This is a genomic window from Streptomyces sp. NBC_00986 (assembly GCF_045162565.1).
GTDB lineage: Bacteria > Actinomycetota > Actinomycetes > Streptomycetales > Streptomycetaceae > Streptomyces.
The window spans coordinates 6566579-6587946 of sequence record NZ_CP108733.1 but is presented as its reverse complement, the minus strand read 5'-3'; the positions used below and the strand labels follow the sequence as shown (position 1 = coordinate 6587946).

At 67.0% G+C, this 21368-nt stretch carries 11 protein-coding genes, 2 tRNA genes and 2 pseudogenes; 10 read left to right on the top strand and 5 right to left on the bottom strand.

Annotation, left to right across the window (positions count from 1 at the left end):
- Positions 1-55: 55 nt before the first annotated feature.
- Positions 56-4489, top strand: coding sequence for a ricin-type beta-trefoil lectin domain protein (locus tag OG504_RS29460; protein WP_405992504.1), 4434 nt, complete (start codon positions 56-58; stop codon positions 4487-4489).
- A 534-nt stretch (positions 4490-5023) separates the two neighbouring features.
- Here the strand turns inward: OG504_RS29460 and OG504_RS29455 are convergent.
- A tRNA-OTHER gene (locus OG504_RS29455) sits at positions 5024-5102 on the bottom strand.
- Between the two features lie 1291 nt (positions 5103-6393).
- Here OG504_RS29455 and OG504_RS29450 point away from each other — a divergent pair.
- From OG504_RS29450 to OG504_RS29415, 8 genes are all read left to right on the top strand, one after another.
- Positions 6394-6954, top strand: a complete 561-nt coding sequence (locus OG504_RS29450) for a hypothetical protein (RefSeq protein ID WP_405992503.1) — start codon at positions 6394-6396, stop codon at positions 6952-6954.
- Positions 6955-7014: 60 nt separating this feature from the next.
- Positions 7015-8697 carry a hypothetical protein gene (locus OG504_RS29445; RefSeq protein ID WP_405992502.1) on the top strand — a complete coding sequence of 561 codons (1683 nt, stop codon included), beginning with the start codon at positions 7015-7017 and terminating at the stop codon, positions 8695-8697.
- 54 nt (positions 8698-8751) lie between these two features.
- Entirely contained in the window at positions 8752-10113 is a 1362-nt protein-coding gene (gene mycP / locus OG504_RS29440; protein WP_405992501.1) for a type VII secretion-associated serine protease mycosin, read from the top strand.
- 225 nt (positions 10114-10338) lie between these two features.
- Positions 10339-10806, top strand: coding sequence for a hypothetical protein (locus OG504_RS29435; protein ID WP_405992500.1), 468 nt, complete (start codon positions 10339-10341; stop codon positions 10804-10806).
- A gap of 9 nt (positions 10807-10815) precedes the next feature.
- Entirely contained in the window at positions 10816-12639 is a 1824-nt protein-coding gene (locus tag OG504_RS29430; RefSeq protein WP_405992499.1) for an alpha/beta hydrolase, read from the top strand.
- A gap of 95 nt (positions 12640-12734) precedes the next feature.
- On the top strand, positions 12735-13190 hold the full coding sequence (locus tag OG504_RS29425) for a hypothetical protein (protein ID WP_366496714.1): 456 nt from the start codon (positions 12735-12737) through the stop codon (positions 13188-13190).
- 286 nt (positions 13191-13476) lie between these two features.
- Complete coding sequence (locus OG504_RS29420; RefSeq protein ID WP_405992498.1) at positions 13477-13845, top strand: class I SAM-dependent methyltransferase; 369 nt, start codon at positions 13477-13479, stop codon at positions 13843-13845.
- Positions 13846-14034: 189 nt separating this feature from the next.
- Positions 14035-15708 carry a DUF262 domain-containing protein gene (locus tag OG504_RS29415; RefSeq protein ID WP_405992497.1) on the top strand — a complete coding sequence of 558 codons (1674 nt, stop codon included), beginning with the start codon at positions 14035-14037 and terminating at the stop codon, positions 15706-15708.
- A gap of 155 nt (positions 15709-15863) precedes the next feature.
- On the opposite strand, the pseudogene OG504_RS29410 reads toward OG504_RS29415, so the two are convergent.
- The 4 genes and pseudogenes from OG504_RS29410 to OG504_RS29395 all read right to left on the bottom strand — a co-directional run bounded on the left by OG504_RS29410 (position 15864) and on the right by OG504_RS29395 (position 19789).
- Positions 15864-17449 (bottom strand): annotated as a pseudogene (locus tag OG504_RS29410) (protein kinase domain-containing protein).
- A 242-nt stretch (positions 17450-17691) separates the two neighbouring features.
- Positions 17692-18999, bottom strand: a complete 1308-nt coding sequence (locus OG504_RS29405; RefSeq protein WP_405992496.1) for a hypothetical protein — start codon at positions 18997-18999, stop codon at positions 17692-17694.
- 210 nt (positions 19000-19209) lie between these two features.
- Positions 19210-19518 (bottom strand): annotated as a pseudogene (locus tag OG504_RS29400) (hypothetical protein); the annotation flags it as partial.
- A 194-nt stretch (positions 19519-19712) separates the two neighbouring features.
- Positions 19713-19789, bottom strand: a tRNA-Thr gene (locus OG504_RS29395).
- 224 nt (positions 19790-20013) lie between these two features.
- Here OG504_RS29395 and OG504_RS29390 point away from each other — a divergent pair.
- On the top strand, positions 20014-21150 hold the full coding sequence (locus OG504_RS29390; RefSeq protein WP_033281254.1) for an ABC transporter ATP-binding protein: 1137 nt from the start codon (positions 20014-20016) through the stop codon (positions 21148-21150).
- Positions 21151-21368 lie beyond the last annotated feature (218 nt).

The window sequence follows — 21368 nt, the reverse complement described above, 5'->3', positions numbered from 1 at the left end:
GCGGATGGTCGCAGATCTCGTGTCTGCCCTGTCCGTCGTGCGAAGGAGTTGTTCCGTGCTGCCGTCATCCGCCCGAAGACTGGCGCTGTTCCCGGCGCTCGGCGCACTGCTGCTGACGGCGCTGGCCGTTCCGACCGGTGCGCTCGCCGACGGCGAACCCGCCGACACCGCCGACCCGTTGCTCGCCGCACAGGCCCAGGCGGTCGCCGACGGCACCTCCGTACCGGTCGACGCGCTGACCAGCCAGACGGACACCGTGGCCGCCAATCCGGACGGTTCGTTCACGACGACCTCGGCAGTTCTGCCGGTGCGCGTGCGTCAGGACGGCGCCTGGGTTCCGGTGGACGCCACGCTCGCCGTCGGCGCCGACGGCACGTACTCGCCCAGGGCCACGCCCAACGGCGTGCACCTGTCCGGCGGAGGCAGCGGCCCCCTGGCCACGCTCACCGACCCCACCGGGCACAGCATGAGCCTGACCATGCCCTTCGCCCTCCCCGCCCCGCAGGTCAGCGGTGACACAGCGCTGTACGCGTCCGTGCTGCCTGGCGTCGACCTGTCGGTGACGGTGACGGACCAGGGCGGCTTCAGCGACGTGCTGATCGTCCATGACGCGCAGGCGGCGGCCGACGCGCGGGTCCGACAGCTCTCAGTGTCCACGGACACCGACGGCCTGGACCTGTCGGCCACCACAGCGGGTGGCATGACGGCGACCGCCCCCGACGGCTCGGTGTCGTACACGAGTCCACCGCCCCTGATGTGGGATTCCAGTACGACGGCCACCACGTCGACGGCGCACGCGGCCGGCGTCGTCAAACCCGCCTCCTTCTCGGGGCTCTCCGCCGCCGGTGACGAACCGACGGCTCCCGCAATCTCCTCCTCAGCGGCAGGCCCCGGCTCCGGCGCCCAGGTCGGCCAGGTCCCGATGACCACCACTTCCGACGCCATCACGCTGGCGCCCGACACCTCGGTGCTCGACGGTCCGGACACGCACTACCCGGTCTACATCGACCCCTTCGAGAACCCGGTGACCAGCAAGTCCGGCGCCTTCGACGAGGTGTACTCCAACTCGGCCTGCTCCGACGCCCCGCAGTACAACAAGCCGCAGACCAACGGCGAGGGTGTCGGCTACCAGCAGTGGGGCGGCGCCTGCGGGGACGGCCTCGAACGGTCGTACTACGCGATCGACACCTCCGGCCTCGACCCGTCCATGAAGGTCATCAAGGCCGAGGTGAACGTCAGCACCAGGTACGCGGCCAGCGTCGACTGCTCCCACAACCAGCCGATCACCCTGCACACCACGGGCACGATCAACGAGAACACCGACTGGGGCAATCAGCCCGGAACTCTCGACGACAACGGCTATCCGGCCGCGAAGACGACCGTGCCCAGCGGGGCGAACGGCAACAGCAGTTGCAGCAACAGCACCGCCTCCTTCCGCGTCGACGACCAGGTCCAGAAGATCGCCGACGGCAACAAGGGCACCTGGACGATCGGCCTGTTCGGCAACGAGTCCAGGACCAGTTCCAATCTCGACTACCTGCGCATGTCCCAGACGCTCGCCCTGACCACCAACTTCGACATCCCCCCGGACGTCCCCACCAAGGTGCGCACCGCGCCCAAGCCGGTGGGCACGGACGGCGACTGCGTCACCGGCAGCGCGGCCGGCTGGATCGGCGCGACGACGTACAGCGGCGCGGGCAGCAACATCCAGTTGCACTCCACCGTCACGACCCACATCTCCGGCGAGCACGCCGAAGCGCACTACCACGTCTGGGACCGCTCCGACCTCGACGCCGACGGAAACGCCGCGGACAAGGGCACGCCGGACAGCGGCATGGTCGCCTCGGGTGCGGACGCGGACGCACCGATCGGCTTCACCCTCAAGGACGGTCACGGGTACGGCTGGGACGTCTACGCCCAGGACAACTCCTCGATCAAGATGACATCCCCGATCAGCGACCACTGCTGGTTCAACACCGACTTCACGCCGCCACAGACACCGACGGTCGCCGACAACCCGCACTTCCCACCGGTCGGCAGCGGAACCGGCGACACCTACGCGGGCAGCGACGTCCACGCGGACTTCGCGGTCTCCGCGGCCGACAACACCCCGGCCGACACCTGCGCCCCGGCCGCCTGCCAGGCCAGCGGCATCGACCACTTCCTGTGGCAGCTCGACAGCCAGCCCACCATCGCCACCGGCCAACCCGCCAAGGTGACGTCCACCAGCGGCGCCACCGCCTCCGGGACCGTCACGATCAATGTCACCGACTGGGGCGTGCACACCCTGTACGTCGGCGCGGTCGACCGGGCCGGCAACCTCTCCCAGAATCCGGTGAGTTACACCTTCACCGCGCCCTGGGACCCGAAGACCAAGATCGCTCCCGGGGACATCACCGGCGACGGCAGCCCCGACCTGCTCGCCACCACAAGCAGCGGCGACCTGGAGCTGGTCCCCGGCGACAGCGACCCCGCCCAGGCGCCCGCGGCGGCGCAGGACGGCCCCGTCGGCAGCAACCCGCCCGCGATCACCGGCCCGGTGATCGTCTCGACGCCGAAGGGCGCGCCCACCGGTACGTGGAGCGACTACCTGATCGCCCACCGCGGCAATCTGCACGGTGACACCCACGACGACCTGTTCGCGTACAACACCAAGACCCAGCAGCTGTACGTGGTGAAGAACGACCTCGATCCGAAGGAGGACGGCGCCTTCCCGCGCACGCCCTACTCCACCTTCCCCGGCTTCGTCGGACGCCGCTACGACGTCGTCACCAAGGACGACTGCGAGGCCACCGACACCGTCCCCGCCGACCGCTGCACGAACGCGGGCTACGATCCCGCGAAGCCCTGGGACATCTCCCAACTGGTCGTCGACGGAGACGTGTACGGCAACGCCGACCACCCCGCCGTGCTCACGGTGGAGAACAACAAGCTGTGGCTGTACCAGACATACGGCGTCAACCACCTCGGCCACCCGCTGCTGCTCGGCGACGGCGACTGGTCCGGCCTGACGCTGATCGCCCCCGGCCGGGTCGGCGGCACCTTCTCGGTGGACGGTGACGGCAACGGCAAGGTCACCGGCGGCACGCCCGCGCTGTGGGCCCGCGACGACGTCTCCGGCACCGTCTACACGCTCCCGATCGACGTGGACAGCGGCACTCTCCTGCCGAGGCTGCTGCACGCCCCGGTGCGCACCCCGCTCGTCTCCGCCGTCAAGACGTCCTCCGGCGGCACGGTCTGCCTGGACGACGCGAGCGGACACACCGCCGACCACACCAAGATCCAGATCTACACCTGCAACGGCAGCGCCACCCAGCAGTGGGTCCTGCACGACGACGGCTCGCTGCGTGTCCTGGGCAAGTGCCTCGACGCCACCGACGGCGGCACGGACAACGGCACCCTGCTCCAGCTCTACACGTGCAACGGCGCGGGCTCCCAGAAGTGGACCGCGGGCGCCTCCGGCAGCCTGGTCAACCCGCAGTCCGGCAAATGCCTGGACGACCCGGGCGCAAGCGTGACCAACGGCACGCAGGTCCGCCTCTACACGTGCAACGCCTCCGCCGCCCAGAACTGGACGAGCAGCGCCGCCACGGGCTGGAACACCCACCCCGCCACGGCCCTCTCCGTGGTCCTGCGCAAGCGCGACTACCCGACGGTCGCCTCTCCCGGTGACGTCAACAGCGCGACCGGCGGCCCCGACGGCAAGCCCGACCTCTACGCCACGGACACCGCGGGCCAGCTGACCGAATACCCGGGCGCCACCCCGTCCGGCACGACCGCCACCTTCGCCGACTCCGCATCACTCGGCACCGTCACCGACACGGCCACCCACCGCTGGAACCTCGCCGACGGTACGGGCACGACCGCGGCCGACCCGACGGGCAACGCCCCCGCCACGCTGACCGGCGGTGCCGCCTGGACCTCCGACACCGACCGGGGCACAGTCCTGAACCTCAACGGCAGCACCTCGTACGCCGCGACCACCGCTACCGGCGTGAACACCGCCAACGGCTTCACGGTCTCGGCCTGGGTGAAGCTGAACTCCCTGTCAGGCACCAATTCGACGTTCGTGTCGCAGTCCGACGACCCGTCCGTCGGCGCGGCCAACGGCTTCCAGCTCTACTACTCCTCGGCCAGCCAGGTCTGGGCCTTCGGCCGCCACGACGACGACAGCACCAGCACCGCCTTCACCGCGGTCTACGGCGCGAAGGCCACGGCCTCGAAATGGACCCACCTCGTCGGTGTCTACGACGCCGTCGCCGGCCAACTGCTCCTCTACGTGAACGGCCACCTGTCCGCCACCAAGTCCTACACCGGCACCGACTGGAACGCCGTCGGCCCCGTCCAGTTCGGCCGCCGCCTCTTCCAGGGCACCTACGCCGAGTACGCGAACGGCCGCCTCAGCGACGTCCGCCTCTACCCGACGGCGCTGCCCCCGGCGGACGCGACGACGCCCGGCAACAGCATGGTCGTCGTACAAATGGGGTGAGGCATGACGCACCGACGAACTGCAGTCGTACCTCGTGATGGGTAGAAGACGGCACTCTGCCCGGACCAGGCAACTACCCATCACGGGACAGCCACTGCTGACGCTTGTCGGAGTGGCGGCAGAGTGGGTGTGGTGATTGGCAGGCGGTGGTCGCATCAAGCGATGCGACCATGGGCCTCGCCGGCGCGGCCCCCCACTAGGGAAGCGAGCAGCAGACTGACCGCGAATCGTCAGCGTGCCACAACAATCGCCCTCACGTGCACGTCCGCCTACACGGTGGACCAGGAGTCGATCTGCACGGTGGCCGCACGCTCGGCCACCAAATGGCCACCGCTCCGCTCCGAACAGATCGAAGCGGACCAACAGCAGGGGACAAAAGACCGGTTCACGGGCTGGCAAAACGAAATCACGACTGGCTGTCGATCTCGGACCTACGCATGGCGATGCGTAGCCCACAAGTGCCCGAAAAACCCGGATTCCAAGGCCACTCGAAACAAGAAACCCCAGGTCAGAGCCCTGACCCGGGGTTTTCCATGGAGCCCCCTGTCGGATTCGAACCGACGACCTACGCATTACAAGATCGCCAGAGCGTTGCCCTATGCTTCACTGAACGTCGCTGTTTCCACTGTCTGTGCAGCTCAGGCCGCATGTGCATACCCAGGGCTCATTGATCGTTCACGGGGTTTCCCCGTCCTTCCGGCCCGATCCTGGACCCAGGTTTGGGCTGGCCTCCCGCTGGCCCGGCACCAGTCGGGCTGATATCAAGCTCAGCGGCGGGCGGCAAATCCCCCCTTTCTCGAACGAGCCTTGCGACGCGAAGAGGCTCCGCCTCGGCAGGAGCGGCGTCCTTGACGTTGCAGATGCAGGGACTTGGATCTACGTGTGCTTCTTCGTGTCGCTGGCCGCCGGAGTCGTGGCAGTCGTCTGGCCCCGGGCCTGGCTGCCCTTTCGTACTGCGGCCAGCCCAGCCAGGAAGGCCAGTGCGACTGTACTGACACGGCATTCGTGACCAGGCCCACGAACATCGTGGTCACCGCGCCGCCACCAACGACGAGAGCGATCGCCGCGCCATGTCTGCCTGTCATGCCTGCGGCTCCATCCCAAAGACGGACGAACTGCGCGTGGCCAATTGAACACCGATAAGGGATAAGGCAGTTGATTCGCTGCGTAGCGCAGCCCCAAGTGAACGTCGGCTTCGCGACAGGCTGGTCTGACGTATGTCCACAGCCCGGCCTCCGCCTCCGCCTCCGCCTCCGCCTCCGCCTCCGGGCAGACGAGGTGACGCAGCGCATGCAGGTCCACCCGAAACACGCAGACACCCCCCGAGCCCGACATCCCAACCCCAGTAGGCAGACCAGCCGCCACGGACGCTGGTCAACGTCGGCTCTGTGTCACGTAGCGCCGCGCACCAGCCACTCCCGCCTGCCCCCTCTTCACAGGTCTTACCGCCTGCCAGAGTTGATCTTGAGACTGGCCTGATTTCGATCACCCTCAACCCGCTACATCCATCCGATCGATCCACCACCCCAGCTGAGTACTCGTACTCATGGCCCCGCAGGTGCCCTGCTGGCACATTGGTCACAGCGGGGTCCTTCAGCACGGCTCGTTGAGCGGACAGTCGGCTGCCGTCTCGCATCGGCCATTCACAACCCACTCTCTTCGTCCGGTCGACAGCCGACTCTCGCTCAACCGGCGCAGTGCAGGAGGTCGCACGTGGCAGCGGCAAATCGACTCCGAGCCTCAACAGGATCGGCTTTCAGCCAGCCTCACGCCTTGGTGGGAGCCAGATTCCACAGAGACGCAAGATCACAGCTATCTTGCTGAGTTGCATCTGTTACGGATGAGGCACTGCCAGTGAGCGGCCGAGGTACTCACTGAGCAACGTGCCGTACGGGGAGGAAGCGGTGGCAGGCGGCAGCACGGGGGATCCGCAGGTAACTGCTGCTGGGCTGGAAGCGGCTGCTGGTGCGATCGCCGCGTCGGGTATCGGGCCCTTCGCCGGTGTCGGTGCCGCTGTGGCGCAGGCGCTGCGTGTCGGGGGCGAGACGCTGACGACTTTCAAGAAGCGGGTCGATGACCTCTTGACCCAGTTGGAGGAGTCAAAGGCCGCCCCACGAAGGATCGCCGGTGGTGGCCTGCCGACGGGACGGCTGGGGAGTTTCGACGAGGCCGACGCGCTTCACGCCTCCTATGCCCGTGTGCACTCCCGCCTGGAGCAGCTGTCCAAAATGTTGGCGCTGCAGATCGAGGGGTTGGTCGTCACGGTCGACGCGTCGAAGAGCGGCTATCACAACCTCGACGACGACATCCGCGACCGCTTGAGCCGGATCCGCGTCGAGGCGGACAAGTTGATCGCCGACGAGGCGGGCCCGGGGGCGAAGGCACACACCAGCGGCGCGTCGAACGGATCGGCCCGCGACCAACAGGGCTCCCAGCCTGCGGATGAGCAAGCCGGTGGCTTGTGATGTCCGTGTCGGCGAAGAGCGGCAGCACGATGCCCGCAGCGGGAAAGGCGGGGCAACTCCATGTCTGACTGGGGCAGTCGGGCCTGGCAGATGGTCAAGGAGACCCGGTTCGTGGCCCACGACCCGGAAGAGCTGTGGGCCATGGTCGAGCCCGCGGACGGTACGACAGCCACGGAGCTGGGCGAACTGCTGACCCAGGCCGCCAAGACGATCAAGGAGATCGGCGGCGACCTGCGCACACACAGCATGACGGTCGAGTGGGACGGCGAGGGCGGCGAGGCGTTCCGTACGTGGTGCAACCAGGCCGCGCTGGCCACCCTGGGCCTGGGCGACTACAGCGAGTCCGCCGGCAAGTGGCTCGGGCACGCCGCGGACACGCTCCACGAGGTCAAGCCCCAATTGGAGATCCTACGAAAGCAGAGCGCCACCGCACGGTCGGTGCTCAACGCGCATGCGGCGAAGACGACGGACGTCGGCAACCACGACGGCGGCCCCTCGGACACCGAGGTGAAGATGGCCAAGACCCGGTACACCAACGACAGTGCTGACGCCGCCGGCCTGATGATCAAGCTCGCCCAGTCGTACACGGCTTCGACGGAGCAGATCGACGCGCTGGAGGCGCCCGAGTTCCCGAAGCTGCCGGAGCGGTTCGTCCCCGAGGCCCGTGGTGAAACCGCGGTCTCCGTTCCGACTGGCCATGGGTTCGTCACGCCAGTGCAGACCTCTGGGCGAAGGACAGCCGTCGACTCCGGTATGAGCGGGACGAGTTCAGCGCCTCAGGTGTCCGCGCCGCACCACCCCGCGAGCGTGGCGCACGTGCCCGATACGGTCCCGGGCGGCCATACGCACCCGGCGAACACCACGTTCCCGACGAACACGGCGATCGACAGCGTGGGAACGCTTCCTTCCACCCCGTCAGTACCTGCTGCTGGCGCGCCTCCGCTCCCGGGTGTGAGCGACCCGGACGGCAGGACATCGTCGCCAACCGGTGTGCTCCCACCCGCATTCGGGGGTACCGCGACGTTGCCGCCCGGTACTGGGGCAGGCGGAGGTCGTCCCGCGTACGGCGCACGGAGTTCACTGCGCACGCCCTCCGAGCCAGGTGCCTCCGGCAGCTCGCGCGTACCCGGCCGCGGGCTGCCCACATCGCCTGTCCCCGGTATGTCCGGTGCTGGTACCGGTACCCCGCGCACATCAGGGAGGGGACTGCCCGGTCCCACGTCGGCCAGGAGCACCAACCGCATCACCAGCGGCCGCCCCGTCTCTCCCGCCGGACGATCCACCGGTGCGATTCCCCGGGGCACGGTCGTCGGCGGCACCCCGAACGAGCAGCAGACCCTGATGGGCCGTGGCGGCGTCGCAGGGGGTACGAGCAAGGGCGCAACACCGGCCGCGCGCAGCGGCGAACGCGTACCAGGTCGGGAAGGTACGGCGAGGGGCGGCCCGAGGTCGTCCGCCCAGTCCGGTGGGATCATCGGCGGGCAGCCGAAGCAGGCCCCGCAGCGCAGAAGGGCGCTGTTCACCTCGGGAGGTGAGGGACTCGTACGCGGAGCGAACGCGAATGCCGACGGCACAGTGCCGCAGGGTGGCGGAACGACCCGCGGCGGTTCTGCCGCTCCCCCGGGCCGCGCTGACCGCTCCACTCGCGGTGAACGCACCCGCGACCGTTCGGAGGACCAGGCAGGCGACGGGAGCAACCGGCACCAAGGCGACCAGCGCGTCATCCCGTCGGCAACCGACTGAGCATCGCCCGCACCACGAGCAGCCTCGACGAACACGCCGACGAGAAGGACGAACATGCGCACCCGCAGCAAGCAGCCCAGACGACGCGGACCGGTCGTGTCGGCCGTGGCAGGCGTCCTGCTGGCGAGCGTCGCCGTCACGCCCGCGCACGCTGACACCATCCGCAGCCGGCAGTGGTACCTCGACGCCATGCAGGCCCAGCAGATGTGGAAGACCAGCACGGGCAGAGGCGTCACCGTCGCATTGATCGACAGCGGCGTCCAAGCCGACATCCCCGACCTACAGGGCCAGATCGTGGCGGGGAAGGACTTCTCCAAACGCGCCGGAGACGAACGCAGGGACTATGACGGCCACGGCACGAGCATGGCGGTCATCATCGCCGGTACCGGTGGCAGAGGCGCCACCAACGGCTCGTACGGCCTGGCCCCGGGCGCGAAGATCATGCCGATCCGCGTACCTGACTTCGTCGAGCGCAACCGTACCGACGGCAACCAGGACAACTTCGCCACCAGCACGGCCAAGGCCATCCGGTTCGCGGCGGATTCGGACGCCAAGGTCATCAACATCTCGCTGGGAAGCACGGCCCACTCACAGCAGCTGACCGACTCCGTCGACTACGCCCTGTCCAAGGGCAAGCTGATCTTCGCGGCCGTGGGCAACACCGGAGATGCCCTCAACGAAGTCGAGTACCCGGCGGCGATTCCCGGTGTCGTGGGCGTCGGGGCGATCGACAGAAACGTCAAGGCGACGAAGGAGTCCCAGCACGGGCCCCAGGTCGACCTGGTCGCGCCAGGAGCCGACATCGTCGCCGCCTGCCTCGAGTCCAGCACCAAGGTGTGCGAGACGCGCGGCACCAGCGACGCCACCGCCCTCGCCTCCGCCTCCGCCGCCCTGATCTGGTCCAAGCACCCCGGCTGGACCAACAACCAGGTCCTGCGGGTCATGCTCAACACCGCGAGCAAACCCAAGAGCGGCAAGGACCGCACCGACTACCTCGGCTACGGCGCCGTACGCCCCCGCATCGCACTGACGGATCCCGGCGACCCTGGGCCCGCGGACAGGTACCCCCTCCCGGACCTCGCAGCCGCGGGCGCCAACTCCCCCTCTCCGGGCACCTCCGACGCACAGGGCACGGGTGCGCCAGCAAAGGATGACAGCTCTACCGCGGCAGCCTCCGCGTCCAAGGACGATGACGGCAACAGCACCCTCTGGATCGGGCTGGGCATCGGTGTCGCCGTACTCCTCGGAGGAGCGATCGTGGCCTTCGTCGTCGCCCGCAGGCGTCAGAGCCGCTTCGCTTCGCCGTCGGTGTCCACGGCCCCTGCGAATCAACTGCCCCACCCCCACTCGACGTTCATGCCGCCCACCAGCGCATCGAGTACCGGTGGCCCGCCCAACCAGGGAGAGCGAACCTGACCCACCGACTCACTGAAGGAGGCACGCCACAGCAGACTCGCCACGCATGAGTACGGGCACTCAGCCGTCCTGGTTGCGATAGCGGATGGGACGCACGGTGAAGGGGCGCTACCGTACGTCTCGGTCATTGCGATGTGACTGCTGCGAATATCTGCAACGTTCCGGTCGTACGGTCACGGTCACGTTCATTCCGGACGTACGACGAAACACGGGGAGGGGCCACGCATGGCGTGGGAGGAGTGGGAGGAGCTCAAGGCCACTGCGGTCGATCGGCACTCCGCGCGGATGCAGCTCAACCAGCTGCCGGCCGATCAGGGAGGCGGCGGCACGAGTAGTGTCGGCACTCCTTCCGGCAAGCTGAGGTCCGACAAGGCGGCGTGGTCCAGGGCGGGGGAAGGCGTCGGCGATCTGCGGGACAACACCGGCAAGGCGCTGGCGAAGTTGGAGGAAGGCCAGACAGGGCTCGATAAGGGTTCCGGATGCCTTACCGCAGCTGCCCAGAAGGGTGCGTACGACTCCTGGGAGCGCCGATTGAAGGACATCGGTGAACTCTGCGACGGGCTCGCCGGCGTGCTGGAGAAGACGGGTAACGACCAGCTGAGGACCGACGAGGCCATCAAGACCGAGATCGCCAAGCTGAAGGTCCGCTCCGAGGAGACGCCCACTTCCGGCGACTCGGGCAAGGGCCGGTGATCTGGAGGCATGGACCTCGGTACGCTCAAAGCCATCAACCCGTCTGAATACGCGGAAGCGGCGGACGGCTATCGCGCGGTGAGTGACATGGCTGACGCGGCCAAGGATCGCATCGACAAACAGATCACCACAGACATGCGCAAGGCCAATGAGGGCGAGGCCGCGGACGCGGCACTCAAGCAGCTGGAGAAGCTGTCGGAGAACTTCCACTACTCCCAGGTGGAGTGCGGTCTGATCACCGGAGCCCTCGACGGCTTCTCGTCCGAAATCGCCGCCCCCAAGCGGCGCCTGACTGACGCGCTGGACGACGCGGCCGTGCTGGCGTACACCGTCAGCGAGGACGGCGCAATCACGTATCCCGCAGGCGGTAAGAACGAGCTCACCGGTGAGCCGATCCCCGGCGGCACGGTCCTGGCCAACAATGGCCTGATCACGGGCAACAACACCGGATTCCAATCACCGGGGCTGGCGCCGAACGATCCTCAGCTCAAGAGTGCGAACCCGCATCACGCCAAAGCCGTGGACATCGCCGACCGCATCACCCACGCCGTACGGGAAGCCCAGGAGATCGACGTTCGGTACAGCAAGGCGCTGCGCAAGCTCAACGCGGCGCCGGGCCTGAACGTCAGCACCAAGACATGGGCGGACGTGGCGTCCGACGTCGATGCTGTGAGCTCCGCCGCGACTGACTACATCGCGGACCACATCCCGTTGGACAAGTCGCCCGCCGACCGCAAGAAGTGGTGGGACAACCTCAGCAACGAGGAACGCGAGGAGTACAAGGCCGCCTTCCCGGAGATCATCGGAAACCTGGACGGAATCCCGGCCGTGGTCCGCGACGAAGCAAACCGCGAGAACATTCAGCTTCTCATCGCGCAGTTGGACGGCCGACACGACGAGGCGTCCAAAGACAAGCTTGACGGGCTGAAGGGTATCCAGACCAAGCTCAACTCAGGTAGTCAGCCACCGATGTTCCTTCTGGGGGTCGGTCTCGAAGGAAACGGGAGAGCGATCGTCGCCTTCGGAAATCCCGACACCTCAAAGAACGTCTCAGCTTATGTGCCTGGCTTGGGCACTAAACTAAATTCCGGTTTTGCCGACGGCACGGTGAAACGCGCCTTCGATACGGCTAAGGACGCCCAGGGCATCGATCCCTCCTCATCCGCGATCGTATGGCTCGGCTACGACGCTCCTCAATCGATCGACGTGATGACTACGGACGACGCCGAGCACGGCGCCCCTGCGTACAACAGTTTCATGAGCGGAATTTCGGCAACCAACGAGCATGCCGATCCTCATATCACCGCCATTGGACATTCCTATGGTTCCCGACTGGTGGGGGCCGCCACACAGGAGGCGGGAGGGATTCCGGGGGCTGATGACATCATCCTCGTCGGCAGTCCCGGCGTCGGCGTTGACAAGGCGGCGGACCTGGGGGTGGGCAAGGACCACGTCTGGGTGGGAGCGGCGGAGAACGACGTCGTCACCAAGCTCCCTTCGTCAAAGGAAGCTGTGGCAGGAACCATGGGATTCTTCGGAGGAGGGCCGCTTGGCGCGTACGTCGGAGGGGAAATCGCAGACCAGGGTGACGATGACATCTGGTTCGGCAAGGATCCGGCAAGCAAAGCGTTCGGCGCCAACAGATTCGAGACGTTGCCCGGACCGGAGCTGGCCCAGCCTGCCTTCCCTGACGTATTGGACTCGAAGTTGGACATCGAAGCCCACAGTAATTACTTCTCTCCAGAGGAAGGGAAGGACAAGGTTTCTGCGCGAAACATCGCCGCCATTGTCGCAGGGCAGCCGGGATACGTAACGAGGGAGACGCCGCGATGAGGAAAAGAGTTGCAGCGGCCACAGTGCTGGTTCTGCTTCTGGCCGGGTGCGGCTCGACAGGTACCACGTCCTCAGGCAAGGAAAGCCAATCGAAGATGAACATGCAAGAGGCGGCCGACAAGGCGGACGCGATTCTGGACGAGACGTTTGCGGCCATCCAGCCTCCCGTTCAGTGGACTCACACGTACTCAATGCCGGGTGACTGCTATGTGGACCGTGATCGTTCCGTCATGACGATCATCTCGACCGAACGGCGTGGCAGCTTCCTTGGGGTGTTGGAACGCCACTGGAAGAGCAAGGGCTACAAGCTTGTCGCCACGAGTCAGAACGGGCTGGCAGCCAACTTCGAGACCCAGGACGGCTTCCAGCTCGAAGTCCTGATCGGGATCACCGGCCAGGCCCACGTGAGCGTCACCACCCCGTGTGTGGAAAAGTCCGAGGTCGCACCGCCGACCAGCACGCCGAACGGCCCGGACTACTCGAAGCAGAAGCTGCCGGCGCCCAACGTGAAGTCGACATTCTGGTCGAGCGACGCGCCCGTCTCTAGCTGACGCACGCGTCTGGTAACCAAGGTGCTCCGCGCCCACTACGACGGCCGGGATCATGGCGTCCAATTTCAAGCCACGATCTTGGCCGCTGCCGCCCCAGATCTTGTCCAGATCGAGGAACGGGCCGCGGCGGTCGCTCGGTCTGCTGGCCAGCCCATGAGAAGGCGCCCCCGGCAGGGACGTTGAACAGCGGCTAGCCAACGTCTTGTTGCAGCCTGTTGCCGATCAAGTACCCGCGATAGCCCGCCTGGTGCCTGTACGGCACAACCGGCGGCACGCGAGGAGGATCGTGGAGGGGCGCGACGCGCGAGGGCACTATGAGGAGTTGGCGGCCGAGTACAACGAGCATTGGGTCTACGGCCCAGACTACGTCCCCTGGATGTCAGGCCGGATCACTGAGGCACTGCGCCTCGGCCCCACGGACCGGATCGCCGACATCGGCTCCGGTACGGGCCTGTTCGCCAGGAAAGTCGCCAAGCAGCTCCAGCCCCGCCACCCCATTCTGTGCGTCGATCCTTCCGAAGCGATGCTCGGTCAGCTCGGGACGCCGCCTCCGGTCGGCCTGACACCCGTGGTTGCGTCCGCCGAGGACATTGCCGAAGGGCGTACGCGCCTGCCGTACGAGCAGCTCGACGTGGCTGAAGAAGTCGGTGCTTGATCAAACCTGTTACGTGCTGCCGGTGGACAGCGCTGGAGTGAGGGCCTGCATTTTGCACTCAGCGAAGCCGCCCAGCGCCGGGTCTTTGCGGCGTCCGTGACGTCGCTGTACCCGGCCAGGACTCCACGCACGGAATCAGCTCGTAGGACTCCTGGGACACAGCGTCAACGGCTCCGACATCATTGAGGCATGCAGCAACTCGAGGCGCAGGAAGTGTCCCTGCACAAGGTTTTCAGCAGTGACTACGACTTCAGGATCCCGGACTACCAGCGGCCGTACGCCTGGGACGTCGAGCAGGCCGTTCAGTTGCTCACCGACTTGGAGGAGTCGCTGGACCGGGGGGCGGACGAGCCGTACTTCCTCGGCTCCATCGTCCTCGTCAAGGCCAAGGGCAACGCGCCCGCCGAGGTCATCGACGGTCAGCAGCGCCTCACTACCCTGACCATCCTGCTCGCCCTACTTCGCGACCTGACGGAGGACCCGGACCTGCGCAGCGATCTTGACAAGCTGGTCACGGAGCCCGGCAACAAGGTCCGCCGGCTCGACCCCAGGCCCAGGCTCACCCTGCGCATCCGCGATGCGGGCTTCTTCCAGCAGTACGTCCAGAGGACGGGAACCACTGAGGCGCTGCGGACCCTGAAGGAGGAGACGCTGCCGACGGATGCGCAGAAGGCCGTTCTGCGTAACGCGGAGGCACTGCACGCGATCCTCGCCATCTGGTCGGAGGAGCGACGGCTGGACCTCGTACAGATGCTTGGTGAACGCACTTTCCTGGTGGTCGTCAGCACCCCCGATCTGGACAGCGCACACCGCATTTTCAGCGTGATGAACTCCCGGGGGATGGACCTCTCGCCCACGGACATCTTCAAGTCGCACATCATCGGTGCACTGGATGAGAAGACCTCGGAGGAGTGCGCCCGCAAGTGGGAAGACGCGGAGGAGGCCCTGGGGCGGGACGACTTCGCCGACCTCTTCCTTCACCTGCGCATGGTGTTCGCCATGAAGCGGGCAGAGCGGGAACTACTCAAAGAGTTTCCCGAGCAGGTGCTCAACCACTACCTGCCCGGCCAAGCCCAGTCGTTCGTCAACGACGTCGTCGTACCGTACGCGGACGCCTACGTGCAAATCCGCGACGCCAGATATACGGCGGCCTCTGGAGCCGAGCGGGTCAACGCATGGTTCAAACGCCTCCAGCAGATCGACAACAACGACTGGCGGCCTGCGACCCTGTGGGCGCTGCGTAACCACGGCGACGACCCTGCCTGGCTCGACAGTTTCTTCGGCGCACTTGAGCGGCTGGCAGCCAGCATGTTCATCCGCCGCGTTTACACCACTCCCCGCGTCACGCGTTACGCGGACCTCCTGCGCGAACTCAACGCCGGCAAGGGCCTGGACGCGACGTCCTTCGCCCTGACGGACACGGAGAAGGCCGAGACTCTCGCACGTCTGGACGGCGATATATACCTCGTCACCAAGACCCGTAAGTACGTCCTGCTGCGCCTGGACGAGATGCTGGCGGGAAAGCCCGGAGTCTCGTACGACCACACCGTGATTACCGTCGAGCACGTGCTGCCGCAGAATCCGAAGCAGGGGTCGCAGTGGCTGCGGCAATTCGCCGACGAGCAGCGCAAGGAGTGGACGCACCGGCTGGGTAACCTCGTCCTGCTCAATCGGACGAAGAACGCCTACGCCCAGAACTACGACTTCACAGAGAAGAAGTCCAAGTACTTCACCGGCAGGCACGGCGTTTCCACATTCGCCCTGACCAGCCAGGTGTTGCAGCATCAGGAGTGGGCGCTGGAACTGCTGCAGAAGCGGCAGCGGCGGCTCGTGGGGTTGCTGGCCGACGAGTGGGATCTGTGAGGAGTCAGGGACAGTTGCCCGCAGGGCTCATGCGCAGGCAGGCCGTCACTCATCCGGGAAGCCCGGCTCAAGAATCGTGGCCACCGATGCGGCGCGGATCCGAACTCGGTGCGAGCAGCATGGTTTCGGCCGATGCTGCTTCTGGAGGACGCGGATCAGGAAGCCGAACCGTCGAGGCCGAGGCGGATCACCGCGAGTGCCTCGGCGATCTCGACGGTCATCTCGTCGTCGGGGCCGAACACCATGCACATGTCCTGGTGGAGCGGTTCGAGGACCTGCCGGGCTTCGACGGCTCGGCCCTGGGCGAGCAGCAGCATCCCGATGTTGTGCCGCAGCTCCACGGCTTCCTCGCTCACGTCGCTGTCGACGGCCCGAACGACGTTCAGCACGCCCTGGAGCGCGGCGAGCGCGTCGGTGACATGGCCGAGTTCGGCGCGGCACCGGGCCGCCTGGGCGCGGCAGGCGCGGGTCTGCTCGCTGGTGGGTCCGGCGATGCGGGCGTACGCGTCGGCGAGGGCGTCGAACTCGGGCAGGGCGGCCCGGTAGTCGCCGCCGAGGAGGCGGATCGCCGCTCGCTGGCGGCGCAGCGCCAGAACCTGCTTGCTCTCGGAGCCGAGGGTTTGGGCCGCGGGTTCGATGACCTCGCCGAGTACCTCGGCGGCCTGCGCGAACCGCTCCTCCTCCAGCAGGGCGTCGGAGTGGGCGTACGCCTCTTTGATGTCCTCGCGCAGCTGGGCGGGGACGGGCACCGGCTGGGCCCCCGGGAGGACGGCTGTCGGCGTCGAACCGCCGGGTGCGGGGGCCTGGGCGCGGGCGCGGGGCGCGAAAGGATGACGGAATACGCCTGTCGGGTCGGGTGTGCCGGCCGGCCCGGCATCGGATGTGCCGGTTTCTTCGCCTGGTGGCGGGAGGAACGGCAGCAGCCGCGCGTACACCTCCTGCGTGTCGGCGGGCCGCGCCTCGGGCGCCTTGCGCAGCAGGTGCAGGACCAGCTCCTCCAGCGCCTGGGGGACGTCGGGCCGCAGCTGTCGAAGCGGGGTGGGGGCGGCGTTGACGTGCTGGTACATCAGCAGGTACTCGTTCTCCGCCTCGAACGCGAGGCGCCCGCTGAGGAGTTCGTGCAGCACACAGCCGAGCGCGTACAGGTCGGTCTGCGGGGTGATGCGTCCGCCGCGGACCTGCTCGGGCGACATGTACTGGTGGGTGCCGATGGGGCTGCCGGTGGCGGTCAGTTTGGTGACGTCGGTGCGCAGAATCGCCGCGATGCCGAAGTCGAGGACCTTCACGGTGCCGTCGCGTGCGACGAGGATATTGCCCGGCTTGAGGTCCCGGTGGATGACCGGCACGTCGTGCGCGTACGACAGCACGGTCGCCATCTGCGCGACGACGGCGCCGCCCAGCTGACCGGCAGCGGCCGGCCGGGGTCGAGGTAGGCGGACAGCGGTACGCCGTCGACGAGCTCCATCACCAGGAACAGACGCTCGTACGACGCGTCGAGCACCGCGTCGTACACCTGCGGCACGCCGGGGTGCTGGATGCGCGCCGTGATGCGGGCCTCGCGGCGGAAGCGCTTGGCGAACTCCTCGGCCAGCTGCGGGGAGGTGACCGACGCCTGCCGGATGAGCTTCACCGCGACGGGCCGGTCGAGCACGGCGTCGTAGCCACGCCACACGTCCCCCATGGCGCCGTGGCTGAGCTCCTCAAGGAGTTCGTAACGGTCGGAGATCGCCTCCTGCGGCACCTTGCCCCCGGTGTGCGTGATGAACAGTCACGGTCAGGGGTCAAGTGTGACCGCCGTGTCGATCTGCCGTCCAGCGGTCGCGGCGCGACAGGGCTTGGGCGCGGCGGTGGACGACGGGTGGGAGGGTGCGGCGGCCGGTTCGGCAGCAACCGGCGGGCAGGTGTGGACACCGAAGGTGATGACGTCCGCACTGAGGTTTTGGGCCACCCCACGCCACGAAGTGAGTGCGAGCGCGCCCACACCTACACGGGCAGCGCAGGGAACACGACGACCGAGCCGTCCTTGCTGCGGGCGATCTCAATCGCCACGTCTGTCGTGCGGCTGTTGACCGTGACGCCGTTGCCCAGCTTGTGAATCCGGCTTGCCGCGCGCATCAGGCGATCGACTTCACCGGTCGTGAAGACGGGCCGCAAACGTTGCGGGCTTGCCAGCTCCAGCGCCGACAGGCGTTGCAGGACACCGGCGATGCTCGACTCCAGTTCGCCGAGGCGCTGGTGGTCGCGCTTGAGTGCGCGGGTGAAGTTCTCGAACGGATTGCCGGGGTCGCTCTGGGCGTGCTCGACGGCTTGGAGGACGACTACCCGCCGCATCAGCGCGATGGCCAGGGAAGCGAGTTCGAGGTGGGTGCGGAACATGCCGCCGTCGTCGTCAATGCCGGGGAACGCCTTGGTCAGCGTGCCGAGTTCGACGGCCTCGCCCTCGGGGAGTCTGTCGAGCGCGCTCTGCCATCGGGCCAGGCGGATGTCGGCTTTGCTCAGCGCCGTGTCGATGGTGTGCACCGCCGAGTCGAGTCCCAGCGAGGCACCGAGCTTGCCTTGATCGAGCAGGATGGCCGTGGCCTTGTCGATGGCGGCACGGCAGCCGTTGAGTCCGCTGTGCTCGTCGTCGAGCTTGTCCTCCTGAAGTTGCTCCAGCAGTTCCGTGATGTGCGCGATGGCCTGCTGGCGCTGGTGGTCTGCATGCGCGCTCACCCCCACCGCCACGGCCATGAGCACGAGTGGAGCGGCCACGGTGAGCGCCGCGCCGCCAGCGACCGCGACGCCTGCTGTTGCACCGGCTCCACCGAGTGCGCCCGCCGCTGCCGCTCCTCCGACCGGCACGAACGTCGCATTGGCAGCGATGCCCGTTGAGTTCATGAGTGCACCGTGGATGCCACCGGCCGCCGCCTTCGACGGCATCGAGCAAACGATGCCCTGCCCAAACTGGGCGGCGACCTTCGCCGGGACCACCATGCGATACAGACTCTCGCCGGAAGCGGTCGCTCTGGCCGCCGTAAGGGAACTTCGCGTCGATTGCGTGATGAACTGTGACAGGTGCTGCGCCAGGGGACTCGCGGCGTCGAGCGGGATGCCACGGCCGCGGTCGATCTTGTCGGGCAGCGGATGCACCTCAAGTGTGACGATCGGCTCGTCGGCCAGGACGGCCAGCACTCCGCGTAGTTCAGCCAGGCGCTCAGCCGTCATCGACTCGCCCGTAGTCAACCCTGGCACTCGGACATCAGCGGTCGCCAGCGTCCACACGGGCACGGTCGTCTTGCGGTCGTCAGTCATCGTCTCCCTTTGTTTTCCAACAACAGCCTGTGGTTGGTGTTCGACAAGAATGGTACGAAGCTCGCGTATTCGGTTACGGCCGCTGTCAGCCGGTGAACTGACAATCACCAGGGGCATCCACCAGATCACCCACGGCCGTCAGGCCGGAGACGAATCGAGAGCGAAGGCCGAAGGGTGCCCCGGCCGGCACGTCCAGCCGGGGCGTACGCATCAGACGTCGTCGTCCAGGCCCTCCTCGCGGCGGATCATCCGCCACGCGGCCTTGCGGGCGCTACGGTCCAGGCTGGACTTGAAGCCCTTGTCGGGGCCGAAGTACTGGCGGCCCATGCCCGCGATGGTGTCGATGTGGTCGGCCATCTTGTCCGCGAAGACGTTGTCGAAGACGAGACCGAAGTTGTCCTCGTCGTTGACGACGGCCGCCGCCCGCACCTTCGGGTCGGCCTTGGCCTCCTCGAACGGGCGGATGACGTCCTGCTCGGTGAACTCGGTGCCGGAGCGTTCGTTGAACTTGTCGATCAGCCCGGGGAATCACTTTGGCGCTGCGTCCAGGGGTTCGAACTTGAGACCTACGCATTACCAATGCGCAAGGCGATCTCGGCCCCATCTGGGCCCCATCCGGCCCTCGAACACCCCTCAGAAGCAGTGACTTAAACCACTAAAAGTCCAACGGCAAGTAAAAAACCCAGGTCAGAGGCCTGACCCGGGGTTTCCCATGGAGCCCCCTGTCGGATTCGAACCGACGACCTACGCATTACAAGTGCGTTGCTCTGGCCAACTGAGCTAAGGAGGCCTGCGTGTGCGCGGCGACGCGCGCGATCACGTGCCCGTGCAGTGTACCCAGGTCCCCGCCGCCCCCTGTCGAAAATTTCCGCGAAGTTCACATGCCCGGAGGTACTGACAGCCGGGCAAACGCCAGGTACCGTCCTGACCCAGTTCACTCGCGTGGACTACACCACCACCTTCCTACAACGGATCGTCCGGCACGTTCCTGCCGGTAGAAGGGGGCCCTTCACCATGGCCACTGTTTCGTTCGACAAGGCGACCCGGATCTACCCGGGTTCCGAGAAGCCCGCCGTAGACGGACTCGAGATCGAGATCGAGGACGGGGAGTTCCTCGTTCTGGTCGGTCCCTCCGGCTGTGGCAAGTCCACCTCGCTCCGGATGCTCGCGGGGCTCGAGGACGTCAACGCCGGCGCCATCCGCATCGGTGACCGCGACGTCACGCACCTGCCGCCGAAGGACCGGGACATCGCCATGGTGTTCCAGAACTACGCGCTGTACCCGCACATGACGGTCGCCGACAACATGGGCTTCGCGCTCAAGATCGCCGGCGTCAACAAGGCCGAGATCCGCCAGAAGGTGGAGGACGCGGCGAAGATCCTCGACCTCACGGACTACCTCGGCCGCAAGCCGAAGGCCCTCTCCGGTGGTCAGCGCCAGCGCGTCGCGATGGGCCGCGCCATCGTGCGTGAGCCCCAGGTCTTCCTCATGGACGAGCCGCTGTCGAACCTCGACGCCAAGCTCCGTGTCTCGACCCGTACGCAGATCGCCTCGCTGCAGCGCCGCCTCGGCATCACCACCGTCTACGTCACCCACGACCAGGTCGAGGCCATGACGATGGGCGACCGCGTGGCCGTACTGAAGGACGGTCTGCTCCAGCAGGTCGACTCGCCGCGCAACATGTACGACCGCCCCAAGAACCTCTTCGTCGCCGGCTTCATCGGCTCCCCCGCCATGAACCTGATCGAGGTCCCGATCACCGACGGCGGCGTGAAGTTCGGCAACTCGGTCGTCCCGGTCAACCGCGAGGCCCTCAAGGCCGCCACCGACAAGGGTGACCGCACCGTCACCGTCGGCGTGCGCCCCGAGCACTTCGACATCGACGAGCACAACGGCGAGGCCGCGAAGACCCTCACCAAGGACACCGAGGACGCCCCGGCCGGTCTCGCCGTCTCCGTGAACGTCGTCGAGGAGCTGGGTGCCGACGGTTACGTCTACGGCAGCGCCAAGGTCGACGACAACCTCACGGACCTGGTCGTCCGCGTCAGCGGCCGCTCGGTGCCGGAGAAGGGCGCCACGCTCCACGTGGTCCCGCGTCCGGGTGAGATCCACGTGTTCTCGACCTCCACGGGCGAGCGCCTCACCGACTGATCGGTTCTCACCGACTGATCAAACGTTCCCAGAAAGGGCCCCGCGGTTCGCCGCGGGGCCCTTTCCGTTGCCCGCAGGCGCCCGACGGTGTCGACAAATACCCCGGCACAGCGGTCATTTCGAGCAGTGTTCGTCAACGCCCTACCCAATCCGAGGCACCAATCCATCCCCCGAATTGGTGACTAAATGTCGCCAAATCATTACCGGACGCTACCCTC

What these genes read in the sequence shown, in the direction of transcription:
- OG504_RS29445 (WP_405992502.1), top strand. Translation starts at nt 7,015, where the DNA reads ATGTCTGACTGGGGCAGTCGGGCCTGGCAGATGGTCAAGGAGACCCGG.
- mycP (WP_405992501.1), top strand. Translation starts at nt 8,752, where the DNA reads ATGCGCACCCGCAGCAAGCAGCCCAGACGACGCGGACCGGTCGTGTCG.
- OG504_RS29435 (WP_405992500.1), top strand. Translation starts at nt 10,339, where the DNA reads ATGGCGTGGGAGGAGTGGGAGGAGCTCAAGGCCACTGCGGTCGATCGG.
- OG504_RS29430 (WP_405992499.1), top strand. Translation starts at nt 10,816, where the DNA reads ATGGACCTCGGTACGCTCAAAGCCATCAACCCGTCTGAATACGCGGAA.
- OG504_RS29425 (WP_366496714.1), top strand. Translation starts at nt 12,735, where the DNA reads ATGAACATGCAAGAGGCGGCCGACAAGGCGGACGCGATTCTGGACGAG.
- OG504_RS29415 (WP_405992497.1), top strand. Translation starts at nt 14,035, where the DNA reads ATGCAGCAACTCGAGGCGCAGGAAGTGTCCCTGCACAAGGTTTTCAGC.
- OG504_RS29405 (WP_405992496.1), bottom strand. Translation starts at nt 18,999, where the DNA reads ATGACTGACGACCGCAAGACGACCGTGCCCGTGTGGACGCTGGCGACC.
- OG504_RS29390 (WP_033281254.1), top strand. Translation starts at nt 20,014, where the DNA reads ATGGCCACTGTTTCGTTCGACAAGGCGACCCGGATCTACCCGGGTTCC.